20 protein-coding genes, 2 tRNA genes and 1 pseudogene are annotated in these 18927 nt (G+C 45.0%); 7 read left to right on the forward strand and 16 right to left on the reverse strand.

Annotated features, from left to right (window positions below):
- Nucleotides 1–47 precede the first annotated feature (47 nt).
- The 5 genes from KHN79_RS07775 to KHN79_RS07795 all read right to left on the reverse strand — a co-directional run bounded on the left by KHN79_RS07775 (nt 48) and on the right by KHN79_RS07795 (nt 4328).
- A complete protein-coding gene (locus tag KHN79_RS07775; RefSeq protein WP_182007684.1) occupies nt 48–896 on the reverse strand; it encodes a creatininase family protein in 849 nt (282 codons plus the stop codon).
- A gap of 29 nt (nt 897–925) precedes the next feature.
- On the reverse strand, nt 926–1384 hold the full coding sequence (locus KHN79_RS07780; RefSeq protein ID WP_182007683.1) for a RidA family protein: 459 nt from the start codon (nt 1382–1384) through the stop codon (nt 926–928).
- A gap of 35 nt (nt 1385–1419) precedes the next feature.
- Nucleotides 1420–2631, reverse strand: coding sequence for an amidohydrolase family protein (locus tag KHN79_RS07785; RefSeq protein WP_182007682.1), 1212 nt, complete (start codon nt 2629–2631; stop codon nt 1420–1422).
- 2 nt (nt 2632–2633) lie between these two features.
- Nucleotides 2634–3569 carry a PDR/VanB family oxidoreductase gene (locus tag KHN79_RS07790; protein ID WP_182007681.1) on the reverse strand — a complete coding sequence of 312 codons (936 nt, stop codon included), beginning with the start codon at nt 3567–3569 and terminating at the stop codon, nt 2634–2636.
- 132 nt (nt 3570–3701) lie between these two features.
- Nucleotides 3702–4328 carry a TetR family transcriptional regulator C-terminal domain-containing protein gene (locus KHN79_RS07795; RefSeq protein WP_182007680.1) on the reverse strand — a complete coding sequence of 209 codons (627 nt, stop codon included), beginning with the start codon at nt 4326–4328 and terminating at the stop codon, nt 3702–3704.
- A 296-nt stretch (nt 4329–4624) separates the two neighbouring features.
- Here KHN79_RS07795 and KHN79_RS07800 point away from each other — a divergent pair, with 296 nt between their 5' ends.
- Both KHN79_RS07800 and KHN79_RS07805 read left to right on the forward strand, forming a co-directional pair.
- Complete coding sequence (locus KHN79_RS07800) at nt 4625–5578, forward strand: homocysteine S-methyltransferase family protein (protein ID WP_182007679.1); 954 nt, start codon at nt 4625–4627, stop codon at nt 5576–5578.
- Between the two features lie 48 nt (nt 5579–5626).
- On the forward strand, nt 5627–5893 hold the full coding sequence (locus KHN79_RS07805; protein WP_182007678.1) for a hypothetical protein: 267 nt from the start codon (nt 5627–5629) through the stop codon (nt 5891–5893).
- 84 nt (nt 5894–5977) lie between these two features.
- Here the strand turns inward: KHN79_RS07805 and KHN79_RS07810 are convergent.
- The 4 genes from KHN79_RS07810 to KHN79_RS07825 all read right to left on the reverse strand — a co-directional run bounded on the left by KHN79_RS07810 (nt 5978) and on the right by KHN79_RS07825 (nt 7464).
- Nucleotides 5978–6054, reverse strand: a tRNA-Val gene (locus KHN79_RS07810).
- 33 nt (nt 6055–6087) lie between these two features.
- Nucleotides 6088–6164, reverse strand: a tRNA-Val gene (locus tag KHN79_RS07815).
- 178 nt (nt 6165–6342) lie between these two features.
- Nucleotides 6343–6678, reverse strand: a complete 336-nt coding sequence (locus KHN79_RS07820; protein WP_182007677.1) for a hypothetical protein — start codon at nt 6676–6678, stop codon at nt 6343–6345.
- 123 nt (nt 6679–6801) lie between these two features.
- Nucleotides 6802–7464, reverse strand: coding sequence for a DUF2726 domain-containing protein (locus KHN79_RS07825; RefSeq protein ID WP_182007676.1), 663 nt, complete (start codon nt 7462–7464; stop codon nt 6802–6804).
- A gap of 224 nt (nt 7465–7688) precedes the next feature.
- On the opposite strand from KHN79_RS07825, the gene KHN79_RS07830 reads away from it, so the two are divergent.
- Nucleotides 7689–8303: a 3'-5' exonuclease gene (locus KHN79_RS07830; RefSeq protein ID WP_182007675.1), complete on the forward strand. Its 615-nt coding sequence runs from the start codon at nt 7689–7691 to the stop codon at nt 8301–8303.
- 206 nt (nt 8304–8509) lie between these two features.
- On the opposite strand, the gene maiA is transcribed toward KHN79_RS07830, so the two are convergent.
- The 4 genes and pseudogenes from maiA to hppD form a co-directional block, all read right to left on the reverse strand.
- A complete protein-coding gene (gene maiA / locus KHN79_RS07835; RefSeq protein WP_182007674.1) occupies nt 8510–9178 on the reverse strand; it encodes a maleylacetoacetate isomerase in 669 nt (222 codons plus the stop codon).
- Nucleotides 9179–9204: 26 nt separating this feature from the next.
- A pseudogene (locus tag KHN79_RS07840) lies at nt 9205–10243 on the reverse strand (fumarylacetoacetate hydrolase family protein).
- A gap of 25 nt (nt 10244–10268) precedes the next feature.
- Entirely contained in the window at nt 10269–11399 is a 1131-nt protein-coding gene (locus tag KHN79_RS07845; RefSeq protein ID WP_182007672.1) for a homogentisate 1,2-dioxygenase, read from the reverse strand.
- Entirely contained in the window at nt 11392–12465 is a 1074-nt protein-coding gene (gene hppD, locus KHN79_RS07850) for a 4-hydroxyphenylpyruvate dioxygenase (RefSeq protein WP_182007671.1), read from the reverse strand. Before hppD ends, KHN79_RS07845 begins: the two co-directional genes overlap by 8 nt.
- A gap of 490 nt (nt 12466–12955) precedes the next feature.
- Between hppD and KHN79_RS07855 the strand changes: the two genes are divergently transcribed.
- Together KHN79_RS07855 and KHN79_RS07860 are read left to right on the forward strand one after the other, a co-directional pair.
- Complete coding sequence (locus KHN79_RS07855) at nt 12956–14062, forward strand: M20/M25/M40 family metallo-hydrolase (protein ID WP_182007670.1); 1107 nt, start codon at nt 12956–12958, stop codon at nt 14060–14062.
- 254 nt (nt 14063–14316) lie between these two features.
- Complete coding sequence (locus tag KHN79_RS07860; protein ID WP_182007669.1) at nt 14317–14745, forward strand: hypothetical protein; 429 nt, start codon at nt 14317–14319, stop codon at nt 14743–14745.
- 104 nt (nt 14746–14849) lie between these two features.
- Here the strand turns inward: KHN79_RS07860 and KHN79_RS07865 are convergent, their stop codons facing one another.
- Nucleotides 14850–15932: an ABC transporter substrate-binding protein gene (locus tag KHN79_RS07865; RefSeq protein WP_182007668.1), complete on the reverse strand. Its 1083-nt coding sequence runs from the start codon at nt 15930–15932 to the stop codon at nt 14850–14852.
- A 189-nt stretch (nt 15933–16121) separates the two neighbouring features.
- On the opposite strand from KHN79_RS07865, the gene KHN79_RS07870 reads away from it, so the two are divergent.
- Complete coding sequence (locus KHN79_RS07870; protein WP_182007667.1) at nt 16122–17174, forward strand: iron ABC transporter permease; 1053 nt, start codon at nt 16122–16124, stop codon at nt 17172–17174.
- On the forward strand, nt 17174–17944 hold the full coding sequence (locus KHN79_RS07875; RefSeq protein ID WP_244812546.1) for an ABC transporter ATP-binding protein: 771 nt from the start codon (nt 17174–17176) through the stop codon (nt 17942–17944). The genes KHN79_RS07870 and KHN79_RS07875 overlap by 1 nt, the downstream gene beginning before the upstream one ends.
- 87 nt (nt 17945–18031) lie before the next feature.
- Here KHN79_RS07875 and KHN79_RS07880 read toward each other — a convergent pair whose 3' ends face one another.
- The gene (locus KHN79_RS07880; RefSeq protein ID WP_182007666.1) at nt 18032–18289 is read right to left on the reverse strand and encodes a hypothetical protein; all 258 of its coding nucleotides are present in this window, start codon (nt 18287–18289) and stop codon (nt 18032–18034) included.
- A gap of 246 nt (nt 18290–18535) precedes the next feature.
- On the reverse strand, nt 18536–18871 hold the full coding sequence (locus tag KHN79_RS07885) for a hypothetical protein (RefSeq protein WP_182007665.1): 336 nt from the start codon (nt 18869–18871) through the stop codon (nt 18536–18538).
- Nucleotides 18872–18927: the final 56 nt, after the last annotated feature.

An 18927-nucleotide genomic window follows, 5' to 3' on the forward strand; every position in this document is an offset into this window, starting at 1 on the left:
TATGATGTTTAAGTTGTCGTTATAGTTTCGGTTTATCTAGAGTTCCGTTAGAGATGGCGTTGAATAAAGCCGTTGTAATGCCCTTTCCCCCAGGAAGGTTCCGAGCGTTTTATCCATTGCGCCTGATGAACTTCGGTAATGGCATTCGCCCATTGCGTACCTAACTGTTCAAGCAGCTTCTTTCCAAGCTCCAACGTAGCTTGGGTCGGATCGCCAATAACGCCTGTCGGACCAAAATCAAAGCTTGCCCAAGCTGCAGCAGGGCGACCCGTCGTTAATGTCGGGCATGGGAAGGGTTGTGGGTAGTGAGATTCGGCTCTGTCCATGTGAACATGTTCACCAAGCAGTGCCATCATAATCGCAGTTTCACCATGTCCTGCGTGCATAGCTAACTGTTTTTCCTGCTCACTAAACTCACTGTTGTCGTGAGGCACACTCCAAGCCGAACGTGGGACCACCATGTAATCTCCATGGCGAAGACGCAGTTCTCTCGCTGCCATTTCCAAAGGTTGCGGCTGTCCCCCGTGAGCATTAATCATGACAAGCTTACGAAACCCTGCGCGATACACTGACTCACCGATTTCAGTAATAGTGTGAAGCAGAAGCTCACCAGTTAGCGTAATCGTACCGGGAAAATGGAGATGCTCATCAGACTTGCCATATACAATTGGTGCGAGTCCATATGCCGATACGTTATCTGGCAACAAGCTCAACGCTTTACCAGCCACACCCGCAGCGACTGTCGCATCAACAGAGCAAGGAAGGTGTGGACCGTGTTGCTCTATCGCGCCAACGGGCAATACGATTACGGTATTTTCTTTGTCTTCGATGGCATCAATGTCAGTCCAGGTAAGGTAAGGAAGAAAACGGTCTGCGGGTGTATATCCATGTAGCATAATTAAGTCCTTTTAAAATTGATGCTTTATTAATTCAGTGGCAAATACGCAGTCGCTTCGACTTCAATCAAAATATCTTCGGTCGGCAACATGGCACTGACTTCAACAATGGTTGAGACCGGCGACTCATCAGGGAAAAATTGTTTACGAACTTCACTGTAATATGGAAAGTGATCTAAGTTTTTGAAGTACTGAACTAACTTGAACACATCATTCATTGTCCCGCCCTGGGATTCGATCATGTTTTTGATCGCGTTAAGCACATACCAACTTTGCGCCAGAATCGGCCCTTTCTTGATATCGCTTGAAAACTCCCCTGTTTGTCCAAGCATCTGAGCGGCGTGGTATGGAATGTCTTCAAACCCTTTGACGATCTTTCTCTCTTCTGGGTTTACCGCGATGACACCAGAAAAATAAATCAGATCACCGACTCTGCGAAACGAAGCGTACCTTGCGAGCGGCGCACCATCTGTCACTGCTTTTTCCATTTATCTGTCCTAATTTTCTACTTGTTTTAATTGCTTTAATCACTCTTTAACCACTGTCCTTTTCTCATAATCTGCACATGCTGATGTTCGGGCCAAATGTGAACATTGCCATGGTCGAACACGACAAAGTCTGCTGGCTGTCCGATCAAAACTGAATGTGGAGAACCTGAAAGCGGTTTGATTGTGCTGATCGCCTGGGACCAATCTTCAAAAGGGTTATCTAGCTGAGAGGTAATACAAGCAAGCTTTAACACTGATACTGGATTGTAATCTCCGTATGGACAAAACGCGTCCGCTACGTTGTCACTGGAGAACATCACATCCACACCGCTGTTTAATGCTTCTTTGACTAAGGTAATACCTCGGTGACTAGGTGTTGCATCAGTCACTGCATCCTGAAGTAACAAGTTCGTCGTCGGTAGCGCAACAATTGTCACTTTGTGCTTTGCGAAGGTAGAAAGAATATATTCGACTTCATCACTATTTAGGGCGTGTAAACCGCACGCATGACCACAGGTAATTTTCTGATTGAATGAGTGATTGTTGAGATACTCCGCTAACCAAACCAGACCATCTGCACTGTGTAATTCTTCATTAATGTGTAGATCTAAATCGAGCTCAAATTCATTCGCTATTGCCAGTAAGTTTGACATCGCACTTGGGCTAAAATTACTTGAATGGATAAAAGCACCTAACAAGCTGTTTTGACTCTGTTTAATTAACGCTGCAATGGTCATCGCAATATCAACATTCTCAAACGTTGGCAGAGGTATCAAAGCAACGCGCTCAATCTCAATCTTGTTGCGCCATTGCGTCGATAAATCATCAAGGATTTGCCATGCCAAAGGCTGCGTTAAATCGAACCAGTCAATGTGCGTTCTCATTTTAGTTACGCCATTGATATAGGCTCGTTCTAATGCTTGCTGCATACGCGGTAACAGGTCCACACCATTCCAGTTACGTTTGTCGGTATCCATCGCCTGAATCGCATTTAATAGACCAGGCTTAATATCGCCTAATCGGTGACGGGTGTAGGTCTTATCTAAATGCGTGTGCATTTCGCAAAGCCCAGAGATAACGAGCTTGCCATCGCCTTCCCAAACCGGATCATGCTCATTAACTAACAAGTCATCTGTACGAACAATGGCGGTGACAAGGCCATCTTCAATAGCAACGGATACACGTTCTGACTTCGCGCGACCAGATAACCACTTGGGTAAAATTACATTGTTCATCCAGTAAGTCATGGCTAGATCTCCAATGTCAGTGACTTGGAACTGCAACCTGCACAACACAGTGCTACATATTCGCTGCGCTCTTCATCAGTCATGCATTCGTCGTTGTGAATGGGCTCTCCATCACGCCAGGAGACAACGCAACTGCCACAGACCCCTTGTTCGCATACTGTATCGACGGGGATTCCTGCCAAGCGTATCGCATCTATCATGCTACCGCCGGAAGGCAGTTTAATTACTTTATTGCTCTCTGAAAGCGTTAGCGTTACCGCGCTGTCAACGACAGTTTCATTAGTTGGTGTAAAGCTCTCCTGGTGCCAGCGCTCGTCCTCAACACCACTTATCTGACGTATGTGTTCCATAAACTCATTCGGCCCACAGCAGTAGATGTCTAACTTATTGTTATGATGAGAAATAAAATGCTCTAAACACAAACTATCTTTACCCTGATTCATGAAATGTAAGTCGGCGCCAAGGTTCTCTAACTCAGTTTCAAAAAGAGGTTTTGAATAACGTGAAGAGCAAAATATAACACTAAACGGAATGTTTTTACGCTTAAGCACATAGGCCATACTTAACAAAGGTGTAATACCAATCCCGCCGCCAACTAACAATACTTGATCAGCTTCTTCATTTAGGGAGAAATAGTTCTTCGGTTGCGATATCGTGACTTTATCGCCTTGGCGGAGATGGTCATGGATAAAATCCGAGCCACCTCTGCTTACCAACTCTCGTTTCACCGAAATTCGATATATTGAACGTTCGTCAGGATCACTACAGAGCGAATAAACGCGAGTCATCGTATCGGTTAACTTCAACTCTATATGAGAGCCCGCATCAAACGGCGGCAGCTTCCCTCCATTCTCTAACGCTAACGTCAGGCACACTACATCATCTGCAATTTCGCGCTTATCAATAACAACTACTTCAAATTTTTCTTTCGCAACCATTCTTTAACCAACCAGTTTGTCCGATCGGTCAAATCAATGCATGAACAATGCCACCTACAGTTTCTTAGCAACAAACCGTTAACGTTTTTAAGTAGTAAATGGAATATAGAGATTTAGAGATACTTATTAAATTCAATTAGTTAAAGAAATGCCATTTAGTACAAATGTTATTAATTCCTGCTTAATTTCTTCTTGTACCTCTGGGTCGGTGATCGGTTTTTTAAGTATTTTCTCTACCTGTAGAGCGTAGTCAGCGTAATGTTGTGTCATCGCCCAAATATTCATGAGCAAAAGTCGCCCGTCTAAATCCCTGATTTTATTGCCCTTAACCCATAAATCTATGATATCAGCTCTAATTAGCGCGCTGCTCACTGTACGATCCCAATACGTTTCCAGATAACGTCCCCCGCCCATCACTTCCATGGTAAATACACGCGATAATTCCGGGTAAGTGACTGCAAAATCAAACTTCTGACTGATGTATTGGCTGAGTGTCTCTTCCGGTGTATCGCCCTGCTCTGGGTTGTATTCAAACAGCGCATCCCAAGTGTTAAATATCGTCTCAAGTACTTGATAATAAAGGGCCTCCTTATCATCAATGTAATAGTGAAGCTGAGATTTTTTCATCCCTGCCCGAAGCGCTATTCCTTGGGTTGAAGCACCAACAAAACCGTGCAGACTGAACTCAGTAATTGCGGCTTGAAGAATTTTTTCCTTTATTTGCTCACGATTAGCTTTTACTAGTCCTTTGTTATTCATATCGACTTCCATTTATTCTAGCTTGGTGCAAACAGGCACATAGTTGCACCACAAAATACACACAATTATTGCAACGACACCATATGGATTGGGCAGAGATAAACCTACCATTACGAATCCAGATGTATGAGCACTTTCAAACATGACTCAGTTTATCGTAGATACGTTATGACGCTTTGGAAAAACCATGCCACAAACCATTAATGACAAAATAATCACTACAGTTACCACTAATGACTATTTATTCCTAAACTACAAAGAATGTATTTCTCATCTTGATAAGATGGAGGTCCGACATGGTCATGCAAAAATCCTTTCCCACTCAACAAGATGGACGATTCTATCTGACTGAGGGTGGCACAGAAACAGAACTCATGTACAAATATGGTTTTGAGTTACCTCAGTTTGCTATGTACCCCCTACTCGACAACCCTGCCGCTGTTGAAAAGATGCAAGAGATGTTTCGCAATTATCTGGACGTCGCGGCTAAACACAACATGTGTGCTCTCATGGGTGGGCTTGACTATCGTGCCAGTCCTGATTGGGGAAAATTATTAGGTTACTCCCCACAAAGCCTGGCTGATGCAAATATTCAATGTATTGAGTTCTTGCGTGAGGTCGCAAAAGAGTACACTGCTGATATCCCCGAAATTTTATATCAAGGACTGATTGGCCCCCGTGGTGATGCATACTCAACCAATCATAAGATCACAGAGAATGAAGCCGAAGACTATCACTCGGTTCAACTCGAAACCTTGAAAAAAGCAGACGTCGATTTGGCGTTGGCCATAACCTTCAACAACATCCCGGAGTCCATCGGCGTCGTCCGAGCCGCGCAGAAATTAGGCGTACCACTTGCCATTTCACTCACATTAGATAGTACTTCCAAACTGAATTCCGGACCAAGCTTAGCCGAAGCCATCACAACCATTGATCGCGAAACAGATAACGCAGCCGAGTTTTATTTGATCAACTGCTCTCACCCAGTGGAATACGAACCTGCGATTGAAGATAGAGAGTGGATTCATCGGATTAGGGGCGTCAGACCAAACGCGTCCAAAATGGAAAAAATAGCACTGTGTAAACTCGGACACCTAGAAGACGGTGATCCGGTAGAATTAGGCGAGCAGTGTGGCGACCTTGCTAAACGTTACCCGCACATGGACATTTGGGGTGGCTGCTGCGGCACTTGGGACAGCCATCTGGATCAGATTGCCAAACAAGTCATCAAAGCAAAAAGTAACGAATGAGGTCAAATAAATGATATAGTTGCGCCCCAGTTAAACGGGGATCATTTGATGGCAAACTTACTGAAAAAAATACAAAACACATTGAGTGAAGTTTTGGACTTTCAATCTCGGATTTGGGTCGTTAACGTTTATGGAGGTCCGCAAAAGGGCGAATCTTTTATCGTCAATGAGGATTCATTTTCTGCCCCTTTGCAATGGATGAAACGCAAAGGCTACAACACGGCTATGCTTCAACAAGTTGAAACCATGGAGCGCTCTCAAATACTTGAGTTTGACCTAGACGACGTTCAACACCGATTAATGCGCGTAAAGTAGACAAGCGAAAAAGAGATGTTTGAAACTCAGATACAACAAAGCCCGCTAAAAAGCGGGCTTTGTGCGTTCATGAAGAACAAAATTTGGTGGGTCCGGGCGAACTCGAATCGCCGACCCCTACCATGTCAAGGTAGTACTCTAACCAACTGAGCTACGGACCCAAATTTTTGTTTCCAGTACCATTCAATTCAGAATGGTGCGTCCGAGTGGACTCGAACCACCGACCCCCGCCATGTCAAGGCGATACTCTAACCAGCTGAGCTACGGACGCATTTCTCTGGAACGACAAGGATATTAGCTATAAGCCTTCTAGGGTGCAAGTATAAATTCGCTAACTTTGAATCGTTTGCTGAAAATGTAAACTCAACACTCGTTTTCCGGTGATTTTATCAGCGAAATCCACCTGCTAACGCTTTAAGAATGTGATCTGAGTGACGTTCCTTTCGCGCTTACTCATCGAAAGGAACATCACTCAACATCCAGATCTGCAAAGTGTAGGAAACATCCGGACAAGAACCGAAAAGGATTTGATATTTAGGCTCAAACGGTTCGCCAATATAGGTAGTACGAACCAGCTCCCCGGTTTTTAAATCTACCTGAGTACTTACCCGTCCTTTAAAATTTTGAAAGATAACAAACTGCTCGCTGTGATAAACCATCTGTTCACGGTAAAACAAAAAATGATCTTGAGGCGAGTCATTAAGCTGACATTCCAATGGTTTCAGGTTCGGTGACGCATTCGCGTTTGATGCGAGCAGCAGAGAAAGCATCCATCCATATCGCATAGCACGTACCCACTTTATTAAAGTTTCTTAAAGTATAGGTGTGATAGCGCCGCAACTAATTACAAGCGTTAAAAAAGGCTTTGACTCATGCAAGCCAAAGCCTTTCGAAATTTTATATGTTTGCTACTCGCCTTCGACGTCAAACACCACGTTGTAGTTCTCAGTGTAGGTACAGTTTGGCTGACGACTACAGGTGAAAAAGCGTCGCCCTTTAAACTCACCTTGATTGGCGGTTTTGATTATCATGGGGCTGCCACATTTTTTACAAAAACGAACCTCTTTCTCCGGTTCTATCAAATCTAAGTGCGCAGCTAGCAAACGCCGCAAACGACCCACTTGGTAACTGTGTTTTATTGAGGTACCAATTAATGGCAAGTTGGCAGTTTTACACACATGAATAAGCAGCTTCTGCCTTTCTGCCTTGCCTTTATTAAGCGGCTTTCCGTCATCCAGTTCGAGTATCACCCGTGGCTCTAATGTACGCGGGTCACATATAACATAGTCAAAATAGCTTTTTGAAATACGGTTACTAGCGACAAACAGCTGCTTCTTGTTTTTAATTTCCTTCGGTGCCACCAAACTGGACATATTCACTTTGGCAAATACGACGGCATGATCTCCGACTGCAGCCCTTAACGCATTAAAAACAGCCCCCTCTTGCCCTTTTAGCAACGCACCTTTAGAGCGATACGGATAGTCACGAGTATCGTCCTGCTTGAGTACATACTTTTGAATAATTAAGAAAAAGACAACTAAAAGAGCAACGATGATAAAGATGTTGGTCATAGATAAAGTGGGCCTAAAACAACAAGTTGCTCAAAGCGTAAATGGAAACGCCAACCAGAGCAACTTATCGACTCAGATTTGTGTGCTTAGCTTTATGTTTACAGTGAGAAGAGTTTGATTAGGCTCTCCTGTCGTAACAACGCAATTTTAAGGGAGAGTCACCGCTTTTTTTTCTATCGCTTTCGGTGATACTCTTGCACATTATTTTTTAGTTGGAAAACCTTATGCCTCAAGCTAACTCTGTCGTCGTACTCGACTTTGAAACCACTGGCCTCTCTCCCAACCTTGGAGATAGGGCAATTGAGATTGGTGCAGTTAAGTTAGTCGATGGTGAGATTGTAGATAGTTTTCAGCAACTAATGAATCCAGGCTTCAGAGTGAGTTCATTCATCGAAGGTTATACCGGCATCACTAATAACATGCTGCGTACAGCACCAAGCTGCGACGAGGTGATGGCATCATTTAGTGAGTTTATTGCCGGTGAGAATCTTATCGCGCACAACGCTTCGTTCGATAAACGATTTCTGGACGCTGAACTTGAAAGAATTAACTGTGGTTATTCAGGAGAGTTTGCTTGCTCTTTATTAGTAGCCAGACGGCTAATTCAGGACGCTCCGTCCCACAAACTAGGTGAGCTTGTTCGCTACAAAAATATCGAAAACAATGGTGTTTTTCACCGGGCATTAGCTGACGCACAAATGACAGCCAAACTTTGGATTCGAATGGTGGAGGAGTTAGAGCAATCCGGAATAGTCACGCCAAGCTTTCAGTTTATGCAAACCGTGAGCAAAACCGCGAAAGGGAAAGTGAACGAGCTACTTGCTAAAAGTCGTCTTTAATTCACCCTAATCTCGTTGCGTGCACTAAACAAAACTTTAATTGACTTGAAGCTGCCTTCGCAAAATTCTTTTATCAAAGACTATTTTTCTAAGAAAAATATTAGACCGGAGCGAGTTAGGACAGCCCGTCAGATCACACCCTGCCGTATCCAAATTTATCGTATGTTGATACCGACAGGTTGTGTCCGGGCTAACTCATCTTAGGTCTAACTATTGGCATCCGGTTGATGCTCAGGCATAGCATCAATGAAAGCAGGAAGTTGGTAACACGCTTCAACAATCGAGTTAATGACTGGATACGGAGTTAAATCGACACCAAAGCGCAGCGCATTGTAAACTTGTGGTACCAGACAAATATCAACAATAGACGGCGAATCAGTCAGGCTAAACTGGCAATCTCCATGCTCCTTACGATGGTTAGCCAGTTTCTCTTCTAGTGACGAAAAACCTTTGTTAATCCAATGATGAATCCAGGCGACTTTACTGCCCTGATCGCATGCTAACTCACCTTCCAGATATTGCAAGACACGCAAGTTGTTCAGCGGATGGATCTCCATCGCAATGTCCTGTGCTAATGCCAGTGCCTGATATCGCTGTGGAGCGTTCTCGGGAATCACAGCAACTTCCGGATAAGTTTCTTCAAGATACTGAATAATAGCCAGCGACTGGTTTAACCGAAGTTCACCATCCACCAGCACAGGAACCAGTTCCGAAGCATTCAAATCATGATACTCGTCGCTATGCTGCTCTCCCCCATTGCGGACTAAATGAACCGACTTGGAATCGTACTTCAGACCTTTAAGGTTCAAACAAATACGCACGCGATACGCCGCTGAAGACCGCCAATATCCATAAAGCGTGATTGATTCGCTCATCTATTATTTCCCATGTGAGATTGTAATTAGTGCTTCAGATACTGGCTAACTTGTTGGTCGATCGCACCAAAGATACTGTTGCCCTCTTTATCGAACATCTCAAGCTTGATTGAGTCGCCAAACGCCATAAAGTTTGTCGATGGCTTACCGTCACGAATGGTTTCAATCATACGCACTTCAGCAATGCATGAGTAACCGACGCCACCTTCTTCAATCGAAGTACCGTATTCGGTTCCCTGCTTGTTCGACACCGTACCTGAACCGATGATTGCGCCTGCTGACAACGGACGTGTTTTGGTCGCATGTACAATTAAGTCCGCGAAGTCGAACGTCATGTCCACACCTGCGTTCGGACAACCAAACGACTTGTGGTTATAGGTAGAAACCAGTGGCAAGTGGACTTTATTTTCGTACCATGCATCACCTAATTCGTCAGGGGTGACCGCGACCGGAGAGAACGCTGAAGATGGCTTAGATTGGAAGAAGCCAAACCCTTTCGCTAACTCGGCCGGAATTAATCCGCGCAGCGAAACATCGTTCACCAACATGATGAGGCGAATCGATTCTTGTGCCTCAGCAATACTTGCTCCCATTGGCACATCACCAGTTACCACTGCAACTTCACCTTCAAAATCGATGCCCCATTCGGAACTGGCAAACTCAATATTATCGCAAGGACCAATAAAAGCGTCCGACCCGCCCTGATACATCAGTGGATCGGTCCAAAAACTCTCTGGCATTTGTGCGCCACGGGCTTTGCGAACCAGCTCTACGTGGTTGACGTACGCACTGCCATCCGCCCACTGATAAGCACGAGGAAGCGGTGATTCACAATAATGCGCTTCGAACTCTTCAAAGCCTGCGACGGTTCCACTATTCAGCGCGGTGTATAGCTCTTCCAGCTGCGGCGCAACGGTTTCCCAGTTATCGAGTGCGACTTGCATGGTCGGTGCTAAATTTCTTGGGTGGAAAACTTCTGTCGCCGGTACGCAGCGTGTTAAGTCTTTACTCACGACCATCAACAGGCCATCGCGAGTTCCATTTTTTTTTAGTTGCTAGTTTCATCCTTGCCTCTTACTTGTCTTGGCTGCTACTTCTCTTGCCAACTGTAGACGTATTCTTTGTTTTCTACTTTTTCCAGTTCATCCGAAAACTTAAGTGCGTGGCGGGTATCAATCATCACCGCTACTTCATCAGTAAACTTCTTCTTATACTCCCGCCCCGCTTTGAAAGCTTTAGGATGTGGGCCATGAGTAAAACCGGCGGGGTGGAATGTCACCATGCCCGCTTCAATATTGTCGCGGCTAAAGAAGTCACCTGCGTGGTAGAACAAGACTTCATCATAATCATCATTGTTATGGTAGAACGGTACCTTAAGCGCGCCGGGATCACTCTCAATCGGACGAGGCACAAAGGTACACACCACAAAACCTGCTCCTACAAATGTAGTATGCGCGGACGGTGGTAAGTGATAGCGATGTGACATAAGGGGACGAATATCACGCCAGTTCACCTTCACCACTGCTAAATCGCCATGCCAGCCAATTGCGTCTAAAGGATTAAACGGATAGGTAATTACACTGACTTTATCGTGACGCTTAACCTGTACCTGAGTTCGATTCTCAGAATATTGCGCGCGGAACTCGTCGTTGATCGAAGGGACTTCCAATACGGCCGGATCAAACACGGCGTGGTTCCCCACCATGCCTTTTTCAGGCAATGAATAGGCAGCATCGGTGTTTTCGATCATCAGGATAAACATCTGTTCGCTGGGCTCTAAACGCCAACTGGTCGAACGCGGGATCATCACATAATCCCCTTCGCTCACCTTCAGATGACCGTAGTCACAGTAAAGATCCGCCGTACCTTGGTGAATGAACAACAGCTCATCACCATCAGCGTTTCTTACCAGGAAATCCATCTTTTCATCCATTCGCCAAACACGGATTTTACAGTCTGCGTTATGCAGTAAATGTGGTACTGCCCAGGGCGAAATCTGGCTTGCCTTATCCACTAAAGTGAAATCAAAAGCACGCGGGCGTAACTCACCCTCCCACTCAGCCCAACCTGTTGGGGCATGTCGATGATGAAAGTGTGCCGCAGGGCCAAAGAATCCACTCCGGCCTGCTTCTCGCTCAAAAATTGCCTCTTCCGGGAAATCAGCATGTGCTTGTTTAGAGCACACTCCCTCCCGATGAGGGAATGTGATCCATTTATGCATCGCTCAGTACTCCACGGCGGATTTGGTCTTCTTCAATCGATTCAAACAACGCTTTAAAGTTGCCTTCACCAAAGCCTTCATTGCCTTTACGCTGAATGATTTCGAAGAACACAGGGCCAATTACAGTCTGGGTAAAGATTTGCAGTAAGATACCGTCTTTCGTCGGCGCACCATCAATCAGGATCTGCAAGTCGCGAAGTTTGCTTACGTCTTCACCATGGCCTTTCACGCGCTCATCAACTTTTTCGTAGTAGGTGTCCGGCGTTGGCATAAAGTCCATACCGCGATCACGCAGTGTCTGTACGGTTTGATAGATATCATCCGTTGTCAAAGCGATATGCTGAATGCCTTCGCCGTTGTATTCGCGAATAAACTCTTCGATTTGCGATTTGTCGTCAGACGATTCATTGATAGGTATACGAATTTTGCCGCACGGCGCCGTCATTGCTCGGCTGACAAGGCCGGTCAGTTTACCTTCTATATCGAAGTAACGGATTTCACGGAAGTTACCGATACGCTCATAGAAACCGGACCACACGTCCATGTTGCCTTGTTTAACGTTATGCGTCAGATGGTCAATCTCGTAAAGGCCGACATCAGATTTCGATAAACGCTGGTCAGCATCGTCGTAAAAACGGAAATCAACGGCATAAATACTCTGCTTACCGTAACGGTCGACAAAATAAAGCAGGCTCTCACCGATGCCGTAAATGGCCGGGATGCTCAGTTCCATTGGACCAATTTCGGTTTTGTACTCTGTACCGCCGTTTTGAATTGCATGCTCCAGCGCAACCGTTGCGTCTTTCACACGAAACGCCATGCCACACACTGATGGACCATGAACTTTAGCAAACTCCTCCGCTTGGCTATGAGGCTGAGCATTAACAATAAAGCTGATATCACCTTGTCGATACAGCCATGCTTCTTTAGAACGGTGTTTGGCGATTTCTGCAAAGCCTAACGAGACAAACAACGCTTTCAGTTGTTCAATGCCCTTGCTGTCTGCCGCTGTGTATTCAACAAACTCAAATCCGTCTGTACCTAATGGGTTGTATGCATCCACCATGACTTTCTCCTTGCGTCATTAATTTATTTGCAGCTGTCTAAGCCGCCTTAACTGATTTTTCTAACTTGGCGCAGGCGGAGAAAAAATGGAATACATCAACAAAAATCTCTGTTTTTGAGTTTTGAATACCTGAATGTAAAATAATTGTTACGCAAAATAAAAATCTTTCATGCAAACATCATGAATATATATAAATTTAATAATTTCATTATCTTAAATTGTCATGTTGATATTTACGCACGCCACCAAAATGTAAACAAGTTGTTACCATGGCGATTTTTATTGGCAGTGTGGTGCTGTTTTAAACAAACTACACACTGACAACAGTCCCTTACCTATCTGGTGATAATTGGGTCAGGTCGCTCATTTTTTTGATTCATCTCAGTATTCGTGCCCCTTTCCTGTGTAATAACAACCGCCCTGTTCCGTTTAGAGGTCGTTCACTAGCGTCACTGTTAGCGCCCTCGCCCCTGCAAAATGAGGCATCCAAATGACACAAATTAATCAAGAACGTCTAGTTGAACACTTCTGCCAATTGGTTCGCATAGACAGCGAAACGATGAATGAAAAACAAATCGCAGAAACTCTGGTTGAGCAACTAGGCGAGATGGGATTTACCGTTCACAAACTTCCTGTTCCGGAGCATATTTCAAACGGTTTCAACATTTATGCACGTCTGGAAGGCAAAAAAGAAGGCTCAATTTTAATGAGCTGTCATATGGACACGGTAACGCCGGGTATCGGTATTGAGCCAATCATCGAAGACGGCATTATTCGTTCAAAAGGCAATACCATCCTTGGTGGTGACGACAAATCCGGTATCGCTGCAATCATGGAAGCGGTACGCTGCATCCAGGCAGAAAACCTGGAGCACAAAACCTTAGAGCTTGCGTTCACGGTTCATGAAGAAGGTGGACTGCATGGCTCTGAGTGTTTCGACATGGCGCACGTAACATCTAAAGAAGCGATCGTTCTTGATACAGGCGGTCCAATCGGTACCATCGTCACAGCGGCACCGGGTCAACAACGAATCGAAGTAACAATTACAGGCCGTCCAGCGCACGCTGGTCTTGCTCCCGAAGAAGGCATCAGTGCAATCATGGTGGCAGCAGACGCAATCAATCAGATGAAACTACTGCGCATCGATGAAGAAACGACAGCGAATATCGGCATGGTAAACGGCGGTCAGGCAACAAACATTGTTATGCCAGAGCTAAAAATCGTAGCGGAAGCGCGCTCTCTAAATAGCGATAAACTGGAAGCTCAGGTTAATCACATGATCTCGACATTTGAAGCTGTGGCGAAAAAACACAGTGCAGAAGTGGAGATCGAATCCAGCCGCGCGTACGATGCATTCGTTATTGAAGACAGTAATCCGCACGTCATGGACATCAAAGCGGCATTTGCTGACATGGGTATTGAAGCATTAACCACAGGCACTGGCGGTGGTAGCGATGCGAACAACTTTGCGAAGAAAGGCTTAACTACGGTTAACATCTCTACGGGTATGGCAAAAGTTCATACAACTGAAGAGTACATCGCGGTTGATGACATGGTGAAAATTACTCAGTTCATCAAACATTACTTAGTTAAGTAATCGTGAGCAGACCACATCGTTCCTAGTTAACGGTGCTTGCACTAATTCACAGGCTCTCATCGAGAGCCTGTATTATTTTATCGAGCACCTTGCTACCAAAGACTATTCTATATATTTTCAGTGCGCTTATATTAGGTTCCTAATCTCGCTTAAGTTCGCTGGAATGACCCATAAAGTAATTGGTATTTGCGTTATAGACGCGCCTCTCAGCCTCACGCTAAAATGCACCATCTTTGACAACTTCGTAAGACTCTATGACCGACGCTGACATCGAACTTCAACACATCTGGCTCGAAGTTCAGGCACAACGCTGGCACAACATCTCCCGTTTTCTGTTCAGCTACTATTGCTACAAACATAAACACGTTAGCAAAACCAACAAACCATGCTGGGAAACAGCCCGAAAAACTCTACCTGCATCAAGCGCAGTTCAGACTCGCAAGAACTGTGTTATTGAATCTTTGGTTCCCGAAGATGCCGTGGTCGGTTTACTCAAAACTCTGAGTAAAGACGGAGAAATGTCTTTCGATGCAATGGCACAAACAGTACAAGATTTTTCGTACTACGTAGTGATCACTAAGCAAGAGCAAACAAAGTTGAAGCCAAATATGCCAGCGAGTTGGTATCAGGAAGATGAAAAGCCGTTAAATGCGCGCTTTGAGCTGGCAGGCATCTCGATTTAAGAGAAGTGTGTGAATGAGCAGATTTCGGGAAATGAATTGAAAAAATAAAGCCGAAGTTAATCGAGAAAGATTATCTTCGGCTCTAAAATGATTACATCGTTAGTTTAAAGCTTAGTCATGAACGTACCAGCAGGTTTAATCGGCAGGTACTTGTCATAAAAACTTTCGTAAGCCGCTTCCGGGTTTAAGTCACTGAATACTTCAGGGTACATCACCTTAGCGTAAAACTGGATCAACGCACCATCAATGATAGTACGGCAAGCGCCGTGGTAAGCCGCGTACATACGATTGTTTTGTACGGCAGAAATAGAAGACCAGCCAATGCGCTTTTTAAAGCCAGCTAATCTTTCTTTTGCTAATGCTTCGTCAACGCCTTCACCCATGATCATTGAATCATCAGCACTACCTGACTCATAACCAGTCATTACGATAACATCCGGGTTTGCAGCAATGATTTGCTCTGGGTTCAGCTTGCCCCACCACTCAACGAATGGAGCAGAAATGTTGTCGCCACCCGCCATTGTTGCGATTGCGCCCCACATGTTTTTGCCAAACGTATAACCGACTTCACCAACGCCAGAAGCGCCGTATTCAGTGTAAACTTTTGGCTTAGTCAGGTTTGCTTTCTCTAATCGCTCGGTGATCATCTCAACGTTTTGCTTATATTCATTAGCGATCGTTTTTGCGCGGTCTTGTTGACCGGTGATTTCACCAATAAGCTTCGTAGTCTGAACATGGCGCTCTACGGTTTGCGCATTGTAATCGACAACAACGACCGCAATACCCGCACTCTTAATGCGCTCTACGTCCGCTTCCAGTGCTTTGAACTGCCAGTCTGCAAGCATAACTACATCTGGGCTAAGACTGATTACCTTCTCAACTGAAAACGCATTAGTGTCTACTCGACCTATTTCCGGGATCTTATCAAGTGATGGGCGATGTGCCACATACGCATTCCAGCTTGCTGAACGTGCCTGCCAAATGTACTTAGACATGCCGACTACATTGTCGTACGCCGCTTCAGTACCAATCGCCATGTAATCTTCCGGGTAGAATCCTACTACCACTCTTTGTGCTGGTGACTCAAACGTCACTTCACGTCCTAATACATCGGTAACGGTGGTTTGCTGGGCAAAAGACATCGAGCTGACGCAAACGGCAGCAAGCGCAAATAAGTTTTTCAACATCAAGAAGATTCCTTTTTATTCTATAAGTCGACGATCTACTTCCGCCGTTGTGGCGTATATTAATTCTTTTATTAATGATAATGCAACTAACTATCATTAATGATAATATCACGACCTTCCAACGAGCCGAGTAAGTCTATCTACTGGCCGTAATCAAATAATAAGTAGACACTAATTAGGTAGTAAGTCGTGCAATCTGTAGTTTTAGAAGAGCTCATCCAACAACAGCGTAAGAGCGAAAAGCGTCGTATTTTGGTCATTGGTGCATTCAGCGCGCTCATTCTGATGACTTTCGTTCTCGACATCATGACAGGCCCATCCCTACTTGATGCAACAAAAGTTCTCCACTCTCTGTTCGAATTTATCGGCTTGCCATACCAGGTAGAACCTTCCACTCAAATCATAGTGACGGAGCTAAGATTGCCGATTGCGATCATGGCGATTGTGGTTGGTGGTGCGCTCGGAATGGGCGGCGCAGAGATGCAAACCTTGCTCAATAACACGATGGCAAGCCCGTACACTTTAGGCATGGCGGCCGCAGCTGGCTTTGGTGCTGCTATTACTCTGTATATGGGATCATTTGGATTGAGCAGCTACTACGCTGTTCCGATGGGGGCGTTTTTATGCTGTATGTTGTCTGCCTGTTTCCTATTCTCGTTAGCGTCAGCTCGTCATATCAGCTCGGGACAGCTTATTCTGGCTGGTATTGCCCTGTTATTCTTGTTCCAGTCACTGCTTTCACTGGTTCAGTTCGTGTCTTCTCCGGAACTTAGCCAACAGATACTGTTTTGGCTGTTTGGTAGCTTAACTAAAGCAACGTGGAATACCGTCGCAATTACCTCTGCGGTTGTGCTTATTGGTGGCTTACTATTACTTAAAGACGCCTGGAAACTGACTGCGCTTCGACTCGGTGAAGAACGTGCCAAAAGTGTTGGTGTAAACATCACTCGCTTACGTCTGAAAACGTTGTTTATCGTCGCGGTTATTACTGCTACCGTAACTAGCTTTGTTGGTATCATTGGCTTTGTCGGCATCGTTGCGCCAAACATGGCGAAATCCATGGTGGGTGAAGATCAACGTTTCTTCTTACCCCTCTCCTTCCTGATTGGTGCTTTCCTTCTTTCTGGCGCATCTGTTCTGTCTAAAATCATCGTCCCAGGCGCGCTATTCCCTATTGGTATCGTTACCGCAATCATCGGCGTACCTTTCTTCTTCTGGCTAATTTTGGCGAAGCGAGGTTAATGATGTTAGTCGCGAACAACGTAAATATTCAGATTGATACACTTACCCTTGCTAATAACTTCAATTTCCAGCTGGTACCTGGTCAGGTAACTGCCGTGCTAGGTCCGAATGGTGCGGGGAAAAGTACCCTGCTTAAAGCCATTTTTGGTGATGTAAATATGGCCAGTGGATCGATTTCTCACTACGATGACGAACTAAATAACAAATCTCTCTCTTCATGGCGTGCCAAATTCGGCTATATGCCGCAAGATATTGGCTTAGAAGTAAGCTTGACTGTTATTGAAGTCGTACTGATGGGACGTTTAGACAGCTTAAGTTTACGTATTGATGACAAGTTACTGGGTGAAGGCTTACAGATACTGAACAGTATCGGCATGGCACATCTTGCAAACCGTAACGTAAGTTCTCTCAGTGGTGGTCAGCGTCAAATGATTTTGTTCGCACAAGCCATCATGCGTAATCCACAAATCATGCTGCTTGATGAGCCCGTCAGCGCGCTCGACCTGCACCATCAACACGTATTGCTCAACCACCTTGTGACCCAAACTCGCGCGCAAAGCTACGTGAGCATCATGGTGTTGCACGACCTCAACCTTGCAGCTCAGTACGCGGATAACCTCTTAGTGATAAAGCAAGGTGAATTAGTCAGTGTAGGATCACCAAAAGATGTTCTAACCACAGACCTAGTCAAGGACATCTATCAGGTTGAAGCGAGCGTCCATCATGATGAAGACGGCGTGCCATTCGTAAGGACGATGAAAGCCAGTTAATGAGGACCAAAAGCGTTCAGTAAGGCTTAGTTTTGGGCAATAACGTTATTGCTCAAAATGGCTGGCTTAAATTATCCCGAGCTGAGGCTACTGATCATCCGATACATTTATTGTGATCAAACCAGCTTCGAGCGCCATATCAACCACCTTTTGAAACTCAGCCGGATGAAGCATTACGTACCCCTTCAAAGCGTACCCGTCATGTTTTGACGTTGGATCTCTTTCACCGCTGCCACTGATTAGAATCTCTCCGGAGACTAACTCCGCCTTACCCAATACGACAATACATTCGTCTTCTTCAATTTGGCCGGTTGAAGAATATTCTCTGGCAATTCCTACCTTCATGTTTATCCACTCATACAAGGAAGTTTATTGAATATTAGTAATGCTCTGAAAGTACGTCAAAACAGAAAGTCATCGTCTAACACGGCATATTCAGTTCAGAGTTGACATGAGGTTTAGGCAGGAAAGAAGGTAACAATCCATCCGCTCTGATTCCGACCGGTTCCTGAACTGACAGATTGAATAGTGGATTTACAGTTATGGTGATTTGTTCATGTCAGGGTGACGGCTACAAGTTGCTTTTACTATTCAGCTTTTATATTTTTCGTAAACTGAATCAAACAGCTGATTGTCAATTTGCTTTTTCTCAATGAATGGCCACCATGACATCTGTGTCTTAGTCGTTGAACAGCGCATTTCTGATTTGTTGTCAGTGGTTCGCTTCATCTCAATATTCTGTGAAGCAAGGTGCTCCAAACATAAGCCAGGGATGAGTGAACTTAACTCCCGGTCCAAGTTGGAAGCAGGAATAGAGACCACCACTTCTACGTTCTTATTAAACCAAAGATACCGTTCAACGCCACCAACGACGCAGCTAACAGGTACAGCAAGAAACAGCAGTGCTATAAGTATATTTCCCACCATTGTTTAAATCCTTCTACTGCGTGGGGAGTTGGGAACATCATATCTCCATTGGTTCA

Source organism: Vibrio sp. B1FLJ16 (assembly GCF_905175385.1).
Taxonomy (GTDB): domain Bacteria; phylum Pseudomonadota; class Gammaproteobacteria; order Enterobacterales; family Vibrionaceae; genus Vibrio.